Here is a 13,459-nt window from a genome sequence, read left to right as displayed (position 1 = left end):
GAATGCAGGATCCTGCGTTGGGGAACCTTCGGAAAGATCAAACCGGCGTGACGGCCCACCTGCATCTTGCGGGCAACCGGCCGGACCGCGATAGTCACGACATCTTCCGGGGGAGGGTTATGCCATGCGCCGCCTGATCGCATTGCTGCTGTTTGTTTTCACCGTGGTGGCGGCACATGCCGCTCCCCCGCCCTCCTACTTCGACAACACCGGGCGCGACGACGTGCTGTCCGGTGGCGTGAAGATGATCACCATCGACACGCCAAAGGGGAAGTTCAGGGTCTGGACCAAGCGGGTCGGCAACAACCCGACCATCAAGGTCCTGCTGCTGCATGGCGGCCCGGGCGCCACCCATGAGTATTTCGAAGCCTTCGACAGCTACTTCCCCGGCGCGGGCATCGAGTATTACTACTACGACCAGCTTGGCTCGGCGTTCAGCGACAAGCCGACCGACGAGTCGTTGTGGGATACGCCGCGCTTCGTCGAAGAGGTGGAGCAGGTCCGCCAGGCCCTGCACCTGGACAAGGACAACTTCTACCTGCTCGGCCATTCCTGGGGCGGCGTGCTAGCCATCGAGTACGCGCTGAAATACCAGCAGCACCTCAAGGGGCTGGTCATTTCCAACATGGTCGATAGCATCCCGGCGTACAACGTGTACGCGAAGACGGTGCTGATGCCGGCCATGGATCAGAAGAAGCTCGCCGAAGTGCAGCGCATGGAGCGCGAGAAGAAGACCGACGACCCGGCCTACATGGCCATCCTGATGCCGATGCATTACCAGCAGCACGTGCTGCGGATGCCGGCCGACCAGTGGCCGGAGCCGGTGACCCGCTCGTTCGGGCACATCAACGAGCAGATCTACGTTTCGATGCAGGGGCCGAGCGAACTGGGCGCCAGCGGCAAGCTGCTCCACTGGGACCGCAGCAAGGACCTGGCGAAGATCACGGTGCCGACGCTGGTGATCGGGGCCACCTACGACACGATGGATCCGAAGTACATGCAGGCCATGGCGAAGAAGTTGCCCAGGGGGCATTTCCTGCTGTGCCCGAAGGGCGCTCACCTGGCCATGTATGACGACCAGGCGACGTACTTCGCGGGGTTGATCGGGTTCTTGAAGGATACGGATGCGGGGAAGCCTTGAGGCAACCCCAACGCATTCTTAGCTCCTGAGACCTCTTTCTGGCACCATCGTCCGGCTAATGACGCGCCGCGGCGCGCTGACGGACTTCTAAATCCATGAATTTGCAAGCCAATTACGAACAGATCCCGCTCAAGGACTACGCCGAGCGCGCGTACCTGGACTATTCCATGTACGTGGTGCTCGACCGCGCCCTGCCCTTCATCGGCGACGGCCTGAAGCCGGTCCAGCGGCGCATCATCTACGCCATGAGCGAGCTGAGCCTGGGTGCCCAGGCCAAGCCGAAGAAATCGGCGCGCACCATCGGTGACGTGATCGGCAAGTTCCATCCGCACGGCGACTCGGCCTGCTACGAGGCCATGGTGTTGATGGCCCAGCCGTTCTCGTACCGCTACCCGCTGGTGGACGGCCACGGCAACTTTGGCTCCTCGGACGATCCGAAGAGCTTCGCCGCGATGCGCTACACCGAGTCGCGCCTGACCCCGATCGCCGAAGTGCTGCTCTCCGAGCTGGGCCACGGCACGACCGACTGGTCGGCCAACTTCGACGGCACGCTGGAAGAGCCGACCTGGCTACCGGCGCGCGTCCCGCACGTGCTGCTGAATGGCTCCATGGGCATCGCCGTGGGCATGGCCACCGACATCCCGCCGCATAACCTGCGCGAAGTGGCCAGCGCCTGCATCCGCCTGCTCGACGACCCGGACGCGACCATCGCCGACCTGTGCGAGCACGTGCAGGGCCCGGACTACCCGACCCAGGCCGAGATCATCACGCCCCGCCGCGAACTGGCCGCGATGTACCAGACCGGCATCGGCTCGGTGCGCGCCCGCGCCATCTACGAGCGCGACGACGGCAACATCGTCATCACCGCCCTGCCCCACCAGGTGTCGCCCTCGAAGATCCTCGAGCAGATCGCCGCACAGATGCGCGCGAAGAAGTTGCCGATGATCGAAGACCTGCGCGACGAGTCCGACCACGAAAACCCGATCCGCCTCGTCATCGTGCCGCGCTCCAACCGCGTGGACGTCGACGAAATGATGCAGCACCTCTTCGCCACGACCGACCTGGAGAAGAGCTTCCGCATCAACATGAACATGATCGGCCTGGACGGGCGCCCGCAGGTAAAGGATCTGAAAATGATCCTTTCCGAGTGGTTGCGCTTCCGTACCGACACGGTCACGCGCCGCCTCAACCACCGCCTGAGCCGCGTCGAGCGCCGCCTGCACCTGCTCGAGGCGCTGCGCATCGCCTACCTCAACCTGGACGAAGTCATTCGCATCGTCCGCACCGAGGAAGAGCCGAAGCCGGTGCTGATCGCCCGCTTCCGCCTCGATGAAGAACAGGCCGACTACATCCTCGAAACGAAGCTGCGCCAGCTGGCCCGCCTCGAGGAGATGAAGATCAACGAAGAGCGCGACAAGCTCGAAGAAGAACGCGCGCGCATCAACGTGCTGCTGAAGTCGCCGGCCAAGCTGAAGAGCCTGATCAAGGATGAACTGCGCAGCGACGCCGAGAAATTCGGCGACGAGCGTCGCTCGCCGCTGATCGAGCGCAGCGTCGCCCAGGCCCTCGACGAGAGCGCCCTGGTCGCCTCCGAGCCAGTCACCGTGGTGCTGTCGCAGAAGGGCTGGGTGCGCGCCGGCAAGGGCCACGATGTCGACGGCGAGGCACTGTCGTACCGCGAGGGCGACAGCCTGGCGGCGATCGCCCGTGCCCGCACCACCCAGCAGGTCGCCTTCATCGATTCCACCGGCCGTGCCTACGCCACACCGGCGCATACGCTGCCCTCGGCGCGCGGCAATGGCGAGCCCCTCACCGGTCGCTTCAGCCCGCCGTCCGGCGCGCGTTTCGACGCGGTGGTCGCGGCGGACAACGACACCCGCATCGTCTTGGCCACCGACTTCGGCTACGGCTTCGTCACCCGCTTCGAGGCCCTCACCGGCCGCCAGAAGGCCGGCAAGCAGATCATCTCGCTGAGCGAAGGCGCCCGCGTGCTGGCCCCGGTGATCACCGCCGATCCGTCGCGTGACCGCATCGTGGTCGTCACTGGCGAAGGCCACCTGCTGATGTTCTCGGTGGCCGAACTGCCCGAACTCGACAAGGGCAAGGGCAACAAGCTGATCGAGATCCCTAAGGCGAAGCTGGCGTCGGGCGAAGAGCGCGTGGTCGGCATCGCCGTGGTCACCGAGGGCAAGGGCGAGGTCACCATGTACGCCGGCGCCCGCAAGCTCACGCTGAAGTGGGCCGACCTGGTCGAATACGGCGGCAGCCGCGCCACCCGCGGCGGCGTGCTACCGCGCGGCCTGCGCCGCGTCGAGCGCATCGAAACCACCGGCTAACCACCACCAACCCGTGTAGGAGCGCGCCTGCGCGCGATCACATCGATCACATGCGGGTGTACTTCCACGACACCATCTGCCCGCCCTTGTATGGCATCACGCCATGGAAGGGCCGCGGATCGCCGTCGAACACCAGCGGCAGGAAATGGCGGTCGCCTTCCCACATGGGTAGCGCGTCCAGCCCGTCGACCGGCACCCATTCCAGCGTGCCTTCGGGGTTGGACGTGAAGGCCTCGCCCTCGAAGCGGGTGATGACGAAGATGAAGCCGAGCCAGTCTTCGCCCTGCTTGCCGAAGCCAGGCCAGTTCAGCGTACCGCGCAGGCTCATCTCCAGGCATTCGATGCCGGCTTCCTCGCGGATCTCGCGACGCATGCAGGCGGCGATGTCTTCGCCGGGCTCCATCTTGCCGCCGAGGCCGTTGTACTTGCCAAGGTGCTGGTCGTCCTTGCGCGCATTGCGGTGGATCATCAGCACGCGCTGGCCATCGGGCGACAGCACGTAGCCTAGGGTGGCGACGATGGGTGTGTAGGGCATGGCGTGGCGGCGTGGGTTAAACCCCGGAGTTTACGCCCTCGCAGGCCCTGCGGCCCGTCGCCACGCCGTTGCCACACCGTTGCCACGCGTCAGCCTTGCACCGGCCCTTGCGTGCGCCCCGCCCGCCCGGCGAACATCGGCGGATGCCCCACCGCCGTATTCGCCTGATGGCCACCCGTTTCCTCTCCCGCAGCCTCGCCCTGGCAGGCCTTGCCACGCTATCGATCGGCTGCGCCGCGCCGGCCGACGCCGTCGAAGGCCGCGACGTGGTGTTCGACAGCCAGTCGTACTACGTGGTCAACGTGGATACGCGCGAGGAGTCGATCGAGCTGTTCTGGCAGAACCCGGACACGCAGCAGCCGTTCGCGGGCATCGAAGCGTTGAAGGCCTACACGGCGGCCAGGGGCCGCAAGCTGGCCTTCGCGACCAACGCCGGCATCTACGACCGCGACTTCCGCCCGCTCGGCCTCTACGTCGAAGACGGCAAGACCATCGTTCCGCTCAACCTCGCCCACGGCAACCCGCGCTCGGGCAATTTCTCGCTGCTGCCGAACGGCGTTTTCGCCATCTACGACGACGGCAGCGCCGAGGTCCGACCGACCGAAGCGTTCAGGGCGTCCGGTCGCAAGCCACGCTGGGCCACGCAGTCCGGCCCGATGCTGGTGATCGACGGCGAGGTCAACACGCAGTTCGACAACGGTTCGGACAGCATGAAATGGCGCAGCGGCGTCTGCGCGAAATCAGCACACGAAGTGGTCTTCGCCATCAGCCGCGCCCCGGTCAACTTCCACTCGTTCGCCCGCCTGTTCCGCGACGAACTGGGCTGCCGCGACGCACTGTTCCTCGACGGCACCATCTCGCAGGCGTGGACGCCCACGGATGGCTACGCCGGCGCTCCCGCCTTCATGACCAAGCCTTACGCAGGCATGGTCGCCGTCTTCCCCAAGCCACGCTGACGCCCATGCGCCTCGCCATCCGCCTGCTGATCGGCCTGTCTGTCCTGATCCTGCTCGCGGTGGCAAGCGCCTGGTTCGCACTATCGGGCAGCCTCGCGCGGCTGGACGGCACGCTGTCGCTACGCGGCCCCAGCGCGGTCGCGACGCTGCAACGCGATGCCCGCGGCACGCTCACGGTGCAGGCTGCGAACCGCCGCGACGCCGCCTGGGCGCTCGGCTTCGCGCATGGCCAGGATCGCTTTTTCCAGATGGACCTGCTGCGCCGCGTGGCCGCGGGTGAACTGGCCGCGCTGGTCGGCGAAAAAGCCGTGGACGTGGACATGCGCCACCGCGTGCATCGCCTGCGCGCCGTGGCCGAAGCCGCGTATGCGTTCCTGCCGCCGGACCAGCGCGAGGTGATCGATGCGTACCGCGACGGCGTCAATGCGGGGCTCGGCCAGCTGCGCGTGCGGCCGTGGGAATACCTGTTGCTGCGCCAGGCGCCGAAGCGTTGGGAAAGCGAGGACAGCCTGCTGGTGCTCGGCGCGATGTACCTGGACCTCAACGACGACGGGATGAACAGCCGGGAGCTGGGGCTGGCAAGGTTGCGCGCCGTGTTGCCGGGGGCGGTTGTGGACGCGCTGGCGGCGCCCGATCCGACGTGGGAGGCGGCGCTGGATGGGTCGTTGTCGCCGGCTGGGGTGTTGCCGGGGGTGGGGGTGTTGGATTTTCGGGGTGGGGTGGGGGCCGAGAAGCAATCGCGCGCGGGCGCGCTCCTACAGGAGGGGCTTGGGGATGAGGTTTTGCCGGGGAGTAACAGCTTCGCGGTGGGCGGGGGGTTGACCGAGAACGGCGCGGCGCTGGTGGCGGACGACATGCACCTGGGGCTGCGCGTGCCGGATATCTGGTTCCGGGCGCGCATCCGCTTTCCCGATGCGACGGCACCGGGTGGCATGCGCGACCTCAACGGCGTCACCCTGCCAGGCACGCCGGCCCTCGTCGCCGGCTCGAATGGACAGGTCGCGTGGGCCTTCACCAACAGCTACGGCGACTGGTCGGATTTCGTCCGCGTCACCCGCGATCCGGCGAACCCGAAGCGTTACACCACGCCGGAAGGCAGCGCGGCGTTCGAAGTGCACGACGAGGTCATCGAGGTCGCGCATGGCGAGGCTCGCCACCTCACGGTCGAAGACACGAAGTGGGGTCCGCTTGCCGCAAGCGACGTCGACGGCACGCCGCTGGCCCTGTCATGGATCGCGCATCGGCCGGATGCATTCAACCTCGGCATCATGGGCCTGGAACGCGCGACCGATGTCACGACGGCGCTTGGCGTGGCGCCGCACGCCGGCATGCCGCCGCAGAACCTGGTCGTCGGCGATCGCGCCGGCCACGTCGGCTGGACGATCATCGGCAACGCCGTGCCGCTGCGCCAGGCCGGGACGCCCGGCTGGAGCGGCTTCGCCGATGCCTCGCGCTATCCGCGCATCGTCGATCCGACGGACGGTCGCCTGTGGACCGCGAACAACCGCACCGTCGGCGGCGAGGCGCTTGGCCTGCTCGGCAACGGTGGCCACGACCTCGGCGCTCGCGCCCAGCAGATCCGCGACGACCTGCGTGGCCGCGATCGCTTTGTCCCCGGCGATATGCTGTCGATCCAGCTCGACGACCGGGCCGTATTCCTGTCGCGCTGGAACGACCTGCTTCAGGCGACGCTGAAGACGACGACCGACGGCGCGCTGGATCCGCTGCGGCGCGCCACGGCAAACTGGACGGGGCACGCCTCTGTCGACAGCGTCGATTACCGCGTCGTGCGCACATTCCGCGAGAACGTCCGCGACCTGGCGCTCGCGCCCTTCGTCGAACGGGCGAAGGCCCGCTTCCCTGATTTCACCTGGCCGCGTGGTACGACGGCCGAAGGCGCGGTATGGCAGATGGTCACGACGCGGCCGCCGAACCTGCTCGAGCCGAAGTGGAAGGACTGGGACGCGCTGCTCGGCGCCGCGGCGCGCAAGACGATGGACGATCTCAACGCGGGTCCTGGCGGCATCGAGGCGCGCACGTGGGGCGAGCAGAACACCGCGCACATCGTCCATCCCCTGTCGTCGGCGCTGCCACGCTGGCTCGGCCGCTTCCTCGACATGCCTGCCGAGCCCCTGGCCGGCGACACCGACATGCCGCGCGTGCAGGCGCCCGCGTTCGGTGCGTCGGAACGCTTCGCGATCTCGCCTGGGCACGAAGACCAGAGCTATCTGGAAATGCCTGGCGGACAGAGCGGGCATCCGCTATCGCCGTTCCATGGGGCCGGGCACGACGAGTGGGTGGACGGGCATTTAACACCGCTGCTGCCGGGCCCCACCGAACACAGCCTGACCATCACCCCGCAGCTATGAAAACATGCGTTCGCAGATTGCTGCGTATAGGTCTGGCAGGCGTTCCAGGTCGGCCACGGAGACGCACTCGTCGACCTTGTGGATCGTCGCGTTCACCGGGCCGAGCTCGATCACTTCCGCGCCCATCGGGGCGATGAAGCGGCCATCGCTGGTGCCGCCACCGGTGCTCTGTTCCGGGTCGATGTCGCAAAGATCCCGGCAGACCCCGGCCACGACGTCGCGCAGGCGTCCACCGGGCGTGGCCAGGAACGGGTGGCCGGACAGATGCCAGTCGATGTGGAAGTCGACGCCGTGCGCGCGCAGGATCGCCTCGGCACGCTCACGCAGGCCATCCGCGGTGCTCGCGGTGGAGAAGCGGAAGTTCACCAGCGCGACGAGTTCGCCGGGAATGACGTTGTTCGCGCCCGTGCCCGCGTTGATGTTCGACACCTGGAACGAGGTCGGCGGGAAATCCGCATTGCCTTCATCCCAGCGCTCGGCAGCCAGTGCGGCCAGCGCCGGTGCAAAGGCATGGATGGGATTCTTTGCCTTCTCCGGGTAGGCGACGTGGCCCTGCACGCCGTGCACGGTCAGCGTACCCGACAGCGAGCCGCGCCGTCCCACGCGAATAAGGTCACCCAGCACGGCCTTCGCCGACGGCTCGCCCACCACGCAGTAATCGATGCGCTGGCCGACCGCGTCGAAATAGTCCACCACTTCGCGCACGCCATGCAGCGCCACGCCTTCCTCATCGGAGGTCAACAAAAGGCCGACCGTCCCCGCATGGTCGGGATGTCCGCCCACGAAGCGCTCCAACGCGACCACCATCGCCGCCACCGAGCCCTTCATGTCCGCCGCACCACGGCCATACAGCAAGCCTTCGCGCTCGGTCGGCACGAACGGCGGCGACGCCCAATGCTCTTCGGGCCCGCTCGGCACCACGTCGGTGTGGCCGAGGAAGGCGAGCACCGGACCGGACGAACCATGCGTCGCCCACAGGTTGTCGACGTCGCCGAAGCGCAGGTGTTCGATGCGAAAGCCCAGTGCCGCCAGGCGCGTGGCGATCAGCGGCAGGCAACCCGCATCATCCGGGGTAACCGAACGGCGGGAAATCAGGTCACGGGTCAGCGCGAGGACGTCGGACATGGCGGCCTACTTACCGAAGCGCTTCTTGAAGGCGTTGTCGGTAAAGCCGACGCTGACGCTGTCGCCATCGACCAGCACCGGGCGCTTCACCAGCGCCGGATACTCCTTCAGCAGCAGGGTCCACTCGGGGTCGCTGCGCGGGTCCTTGCGCTGCGGCAACAGCGTGCGCCACGTGGTGGACGCCTTGTTGACCAGTTTCTCCCAGCCGCCGACCTGCTCCGACCACGCCTTGAGCGTGGCCGCGGGCACCGGATTGGCACGGTAGTCGACGAACACATGCTCGACGCCGAAGCGATCGAGCCAGTTGCGCGCCTTCTTGCAGGTGTCGCAGTTGGGCAAGCCGTAGAGCGTGACCGCCATGGCCTTACTCCCCGCTGCGCAGGAGTTCGTTGATACCGGTCTTCGAGCGGGTCTTCTCGTCGACCTGCTTCACGATGATCGCGGCATACAGGCTGTGGCTACCGTCCTTCGCTGGCAGGCTGCCCGCGACGACGACGCTGCCCGCCGGCACGCGGCCATAGCTGACCTCGCCGGTGGCACGGTTGTAGATGCGGGTGGACTGGCCGAGGAACACGCCCATGCCGATGACCGAGCCCTTTTCCACGACCACGCCTTCGACGACTTCCGACCGCGCGCCGATGAAGCAGTTGTCCTCGATGATCGTCGGGCCCGCCTGCAGCGGCTCGAGCACGCCACCGATGCCGACGCCGCCGGACAGGTGCACGCCCGCGCCGATCTGCGCGCAGGAACCGACCGTGGCCCACGTATCGACCATGCTGCCGGCGCCGACGTAGGCACCGATGTTGGTGTAGCTGGGCATCAGCACGGCGTCTTTCGCGATGTGCGCGCCGCGGCGAACCAGGGCACCGGGAACCACGCGTGCGCCAAGGTTCGCGTATTCGGTGGCGTCGCCGTCGGTGAAGCGCAGCGGCACCTTGTCGAACGCGCTGGACGGGCCACCGTCCATCACGCGGTTACCGTTCATGCGGAAGTAAAGCAGCACGGCCTTCTTCAGCCACTGGTTGACCTTCCAGCCGCCGTTGCCGTCGGGCTCGGCCACGCGGCGCTCGCCCGATTCAAGCAGGTCGAGCACTTGGTCGACGGTATCGCGCAGGCCGCCTTCGATCTCGGTCTGGGTCAGGTCCGCGCGGCGCTCGAAGGCGTTGTCGATGACGGATTCAAGCGTTTGCATTTGCATCAAGGGAAGTCCTGGGGGTTTCGAAACCGATGTGGCGCAGCAGGCACTCGCGCAGGTGTTCCTGGCGTTCGGGTGACAGTGGCGCGTTGCTGCGATCGGTGAGCTGGAAGAAATCTTCGACGCGCTCGCCGAACGTGGCGATACGCGCATCATGCACGCGCACCCCCGCTTCGGCCAGCGCCTGGGCCACGGCGGCGAGAAGGCCCGGGCGATCGGTGCAGACCAGCGAAAGCTGGGTACGCTCGCCGACGGCGCTGAAGGCGACACGCGGTGCCATCTGGAAATGCCGCAGGTGGCGCGAGATGCCACGCTTCGGCGCGCTGTGCCCTTCCGGATGCGCGACGGCACGCATCATGCGCCCGCGCAGTTCCTCGGACCGCTGCAACGAGGCCGGGGCCTGCGAATCCGATTCGAGCAACAGGAACGTATCCAGGGCCATGCCGGTGTTCGACACCAGGATGCGTGCCTCCACCACCGAGAAACGCAGGCGATCGAGCACGGCGGTGACGGTGGCGAACAGTCCATCGCGATCGGGCGCGTAAACGAACAGCTCGGTACTGCCGCGCACCGAGAACGGATGCACTTCCACCAGCGGCCCGGAGCCGCCTTCACGCAGGATCGCGGCAGTCTGCCATGCGATCTGCTCGGGGCGATGGCGCAGGAAGCTCAGGTCGGGGAAGTCGGCCCATACCTTCGCGATGTCGTCCGCGGCGAGGTGTTCGGCGACCAGCATCGACAGCGCGCGTTCGCGGCATTCGCGCACCCGCGACCCGGCCATGCTGGCGTGGCTGACATCGCTGCGCAGGGCGAAACGCGTCGCCGTGTAGAGGTCGGCGAGCAGCCGGTCTTTCCACGCGTTCCACAGCTTGGGGCTGGTGCCGATGATGTCGGCGATGGTCAGCAGGTACAGATGGTCCAGGTGTTCCCAGTCGCCGACGACGCTGGCGAAGCGATGGACCACGTCGGGATCGGTAATGTCCTGGCGCTGTGCGGTCGTGCTCATCAGCAGGTGCTGGCGGACCAGCCACGCGACCAGTTCGACCTGGTCGTCGGGCAGGCCGAGCCGCGTGCAGAACGCGCGCGCATCTTCTTCGCCCAGCGCGGAATGGTCGCCGCCGCGGCCCTTGGCGATGTCGTGGAACAGCGCGGCCAGCAACATCAGTTCGGGACGCTCGATGTGCGGCCAGATCTCGCAGCCCACCGGGAATTCGCGGCGTGCCGCCGGATCGGCGAAGCGGGCGACGTTGCGCAGCACGCGTAGGGTGTGTTCGTCGACCGTATACACATGGAACAGGTCGTACTGCATGCGCCCGACCACCTTGCCGAACGCCGGCAGGATCGCGGCAAGCAAGCCATGCCGATTCATCCGCCACAGCGCCTCGACCGCGGGCGCACCACGGCGCAGCAGGGCAAGGAAGGCGTCGAGCACGGCCTGGTCGTCGGCAAGGCCTTCGCCATGCAGCGACACCGCGTGCTGGATCCGGCGCATCGTCTCCGCGGTGAAGCCGGTGATGCCCGGCTCGTCCAGGCGGGCGATGAAGATTTCGACCAGGGCCGCCGGCCGGCGCGCGAACAGGTGCGGATTGCGCAGGGCGATGCGTGAACCGTAGCGGACGTAATCGCTGCCGATCGCCTGCGGCTCGGTCGACGGGTCGAGCATTTCCTCGAAGCGCTCGACCAGCTGCGTACCGGAACGCTCGATCTGCGTGGCGGCGCGGTAATAGCCCTGCATGAACTGTTCGACGCCGAGGTTCTTCGCGTGCTCGTCCTCGAAGCCCAGCCGCATGGCCAGGGCGCGCTGGTAGTCGAACAGCAGCCGCTCCTCGGCGCGGCCGGCCTCCAGGTGCAGCGCGTAACGATAGCGACGCAGGGTCTCTTCCGCCTTGGCCAGCTTCGCTGCTTCCACCGGTTCGAGCAGGCCTTCGGCGACCATGGCGTCGAACTCCGGCGCGTTGGCCAGGCGCCGGCCCAGCCAGCGCAGGGCGTCCAGCGTGCGCAGGCCACCCGGGCCGTCCTTCAGGTTCGGCTCGAGGTTCTGCGCGGTGTCGTCGTAGCGGGCGTGGCGGGCATCGCGCTCGGCCAGGCGCGCCGCGAGGTATTCGCGTGGCGGCCACAGCGCCGGATCGTCGAGGATGCCGCGCAATTCGTTGGCCAGGATCGGCCAGCCGGCCAGCCGGCGGCCATCGAGCAGGCTGGTGAACACGCTGGCGTCGCGGGCGGCCAGTTCACGGCATTGCTCCACGGTGCGCACGGCATGGCCCGGTTTCAGGCCGATGTCCCACAGGCAGCCGAAGAAATTCTCGAGTGCGCGGTACAGCGGAGGCGAGCTCTCGCCGACCATGGCCAGCAGGTCGACGTCCGAACAGGGGAACAACATGCCGCGGCCGAAGCCGCCGACGGCGAACAGCGCGGCGGCGGCCATGTCGCCCAGGCAGGCGCCCCAGGCATGGACCACGACGCGCTCGACGATCTCGGCCCGTCGACGGGCCAGGGCGGGAGCATCCTCGCCGTCACGGAAGGCGACGGTGAGCGCACGGTCGGCGTCGCCCAGCAACTGGCGGAGCGAGCGCCGGGCTTCGGGCGACACGCCCGAGCGGGGAACTACGGCGGGCAGGCGTGGAAGCGGAGGCAGCGTCACGTCGGGGCCCTCGGGTCAGGAACGGTCACGCACGCCCGGGGCGATGGCCCCGGGCGCTCACATCGTCAGGCAGCATCCGGCCACGGGGTGAGGATCTCGAAACCATCCTCGGTCACTGCCACCGTGTGCTCCCACTGCGCCGACAGGGAGTGGTCCTTGGTCACCACCGTCCAGCCGTCCGGCAGCGACTTGGTCTGCGGCTTGCCGGCGTTGATCATCGGCTCGACGGTGAAGGTCATGCCGGCCTTCAGCTCCATGCCGGTGCCCTGGCGGCCGTAATGCAGCACCTGGGGCTCGTCGTGGTAGACCTTGCCGATGCCGTGGCCGCAGTACTCGCGGACCACCGAGAAACCGGCGGCTTCGGCGTGCTTCTGGATCGCCGCGCCCACGTCGCCAAGGGTCGCACCCGGCTTCACCGCCTCGATGCCCTTCATCATGGCCTCGAAGGTCGTGTCGACCAGGCGCTTCGCCAGCACGCTCGGGGTGCCGACGAAGTACATGCGGCTGGTATCGCCGTGCCAGCCGTCCTTGATCACGGTGACGTCGATATTGACGATGTCGCCGTCCTTCAGGACCTTGGTCTCGGTCGGGATGCCGTGGCAGATCACGTGGTTGACCGACGTGCACACGGTTTTCGGGAAGCCCCGGTAGCCGACGTTGGCCGGGATGGCCTTCTGCACGTTCACGATGTGGTCGTGGGCCAGGCGGTCCAGTTCCTCGGTGGTCACGCCCGGCTTCACGTGCGGCACGAGCATGGCCAGCACCTCGGCGGCCAGCCGGCCGGCCTCGCGCATGGACTGGATCTCTTCGGGGGTCTTGGGTACGACTGCCATGGTGGTCTCTCTCTTTTTCCTTTGCCCTCAGGGGGATGGGCCTTCCACCCACGTGGCGGCACCCCTGCCGGTTTTCCACCCCCGCGCTTGCGGAGGACGGAGCCGAAGGCTACAATTAGCGAGTTTTGCTGTCCGGCGAAGCCACTTTAACGTGGCCACGGCGGCGAAATCGAAGCGCGATTGTAACCGCACGGCGCCACCATTGGCCCGGCCTAGCCATCGCTTTTAACGCCACACACGCATCGGCACCGCCTTCGGGGTGCCTTGTCCCGCCGACGACGAGCGAAAGGCTCCGCGGCAAGGACAGGGTCGAAGCCGGGGATGCGTG

General features: G+C 67.5%; 10 protein-coding genes. 4 read left to right on the top strand and 6 right to left on the bottom strand.

All coding sequences use genetic code 11. The features are described 5' to 3' along the window. Positions 1-244 precede the first annotated feature (244 nt). Both KPL74_00635 and parC read left to right on the top strand, forming a co-directional pair. On the top strand, positions 245-1,141 hold the full coding sequence (locus tag KPL74_00635) for a proline iminopeptidase-family hydrolase (protein ID QWT22555.1): 897 nt from the start codon (positions 245-247) through the stop codon (positions 1,139-1,141). Positions 1,142-1,236: 95 nt separating this feature from the next. After that, positions 1,237-3,477 (top strand): DNA topoisomerase IV subunit A, encoded by a 2,241-nt coding sequence (parC, locus tag KPL74_00630; GenBank protein ID QWT20533.1) that lies wholly within the window; start codon positions 1,237-1,239, stop codon positions 3,475-3,477. Positions 3,478-3,523: 46 nt separating this feature from the next. Here the strand turns inward: parC and KPL74_00625 are convergent, their stop codons facing one another. After that, positions 3,524-4,012, bottom strand: a complete 489-nt coding sequence (locus tag KPL74_00625; GenBank protein QWT20532.1) for an 8-oxo-dGTP diphosphatase — start codon at positions 4,010-4,012, stop codon at positions 3,524-3,526. Between the two features lie 167 nt (positions 4,013-4,179). Here KPL74_00625 and KPL74_00620 point away from each other — a divergent pair, with 167 nt between their 5' ends. Both KPL74_00620 and KPL74_00615 read left to right on the top strand, forming a co-directional pair. Beyond that, complete coding sequence (locus KPL74_00620) at positions 4,180-4,968, top strand: phosphodiester glycosidase family protein (GenBank protein QWT20531.1); 789 nt, start codon at positions 4,180-4,182, stop codon at positions 4,966-4,968. Between the two features lie 5 nt (positions 4,969-4,973). Beyond that, a complete protein-coding gene (locus KPL74_00615; GenBank protein QWT20530.1) occupies positions 4,974-7,337 on the top strand; it encodes a penicillin acylase family protein in 2,364 nt (787 codons plus the stop codon). Here the strand turns inward: KPL74_00615 and dapE are convergent. The 5 genes from dapE to map all read right to left on the bottom strand — a co-directional run bounded on the left by dapE (position 7,332) and on the right by map (position 13,131). Further along, positions 7,332-8,462: a succinyl-diaminopimelate desuccinylase gene (dapE, locus tag KPL74_00610; protein QWT20529.1), complete on the bottom strand. Its 1,131-nt coding sequence runs from the start codon at positions 8,460-8,462 to the stop codon at positions 7,332-7,334. The two genes, KPL74_00615 and dapE, sit on opposite strands and share 6 nt — an antisense overlap. A 6-nt stretch (positions 8,463-8,468) precedes the next feature. After that, positions 8,469-8,822 carry an arsenate reductase gene (locus tag KPL74_00605; protein QWT20528.1) on the bottom strand — a complete coding sequence of 118 codons (354 nt, stop codon included), beginning with the start codon at positions 8,820-8,822 and terminating at the stop codon, positions 8,469-8,471. A gap of 4 nt (positions 8,823-8,826) precedes the next feature. After that, positions 8,827-9,660 (bottom strand): 2,3,4,5-tetrahydropyridine-2,6-dicarboxylate N-succinyltransferase, encoded by an 834-nt coding sequence (gene dapD / locus KPL74_00600; protein ID QWT20527.1) that lies wholly within the window; start codon positions 9,658-9,660, stop codon positions 8,827-8,829. Then, positions 9,641-12,298, bottom strand: coding sequence for a [protein-PII] uridylyltransferase (gene glnD / locus KPL74_00595; GenBank protein ID QWT20526.1), 2,658 nt, complete (start codon positions 12,296-12,298; stop codon positions 9,641-9,643). Before glnD ends, dapD begins: the two co-directional genes overlap by 20 nt. A gap of 65 nt (positions 12,299-12,363) precedes the next feature. Then, positions 12,364-13,131: a type I methionyl aminopeptidase gene (gene map, locus KPL74_00590; GenBank protein ID QWT20525.1), complete on the bottom strand. Its 768-nt coding sequence runs from the start codon at positions 13,129-13,131 to the stop codon at positions 12,364-12,366. Positions 13,132-13,459: the final 328 nt, after the last annotated feature.

This window comes from Bacillus sp. NP157 (assembly GCA_018889975.1).
Classification (GTDB): Bacteria; Pseudomonadota; Gammaproteobacteria; order Xanthomonadales; family Rhodanobacteraceae; genus Luteibacter.
Note: the sequence above shows the minus strand (reverse complement) of the source record. Positions and strands in the feature narration are given on the sequence as shown.

Bases quoted from the DNA above. Each gene is read 5' to 3' on its own strand.
- KPL74_00635 (QWT22555.1), top strand. From the start codon at position 245: ATGATCACCATCGACACGCCAAAGGGGAAGTTCAGGGTCTGGACCAAG.
- parC (QWT20533.1), top strand. From the start codon at position 1,237: ATGAATTTGCAAGCCAATTACGAACAGATCCCGCTCAAGGACTACGCC.
- KPL74_00625 (QWT20532.1), bottom strand. From the start codon at position 4,012: ATGCCCTACACACCCATCGTCGCCACCCTAGGCTACGTGCTGTCGCCC.
- KPL74_00620 (QWT20531.1), top strand. From the start codon at position 4,180: ATGGCCACCCGTTTCCTCTCCCGCAGCCTCGCCCTGGCAGGCCTTGCC.
- KPL74_00615 (QWT20530.1), top strand. From the start codon at position 4,974: ATGCGCCTCGCCATCCGCCTGCTGATCGGCCTGTCTGTCCTGATCCTG.
- dapE (QWT20529.1), bottom strand. From the start codon at position 8,462: ATGTCCGACGTCCTCGCGCTGACCCGTGACCTGATTTCCCGCCGTTCG.
- KPL74_00605 (QWT20528.1), bottom strand. From the start codon at position 8,822: ATGGCGGTCACGCTCTACGGCTTGCCCAACTGCGACACCTGCAAGAAG.
- dapD (QWT20527.1), bottom strand. From the start codon at position 9,660: ATGCAAATGCAAACGCTTGAATCCGTCATCGACAACGCCTTCGAGCGC.
- map (QWT20525.1), bottom strand. From the start codon at position 13,131: ATGGCAGTCGTACCCAAGACCCCCGAAGAGATCCAGTCCATGCGCGAG.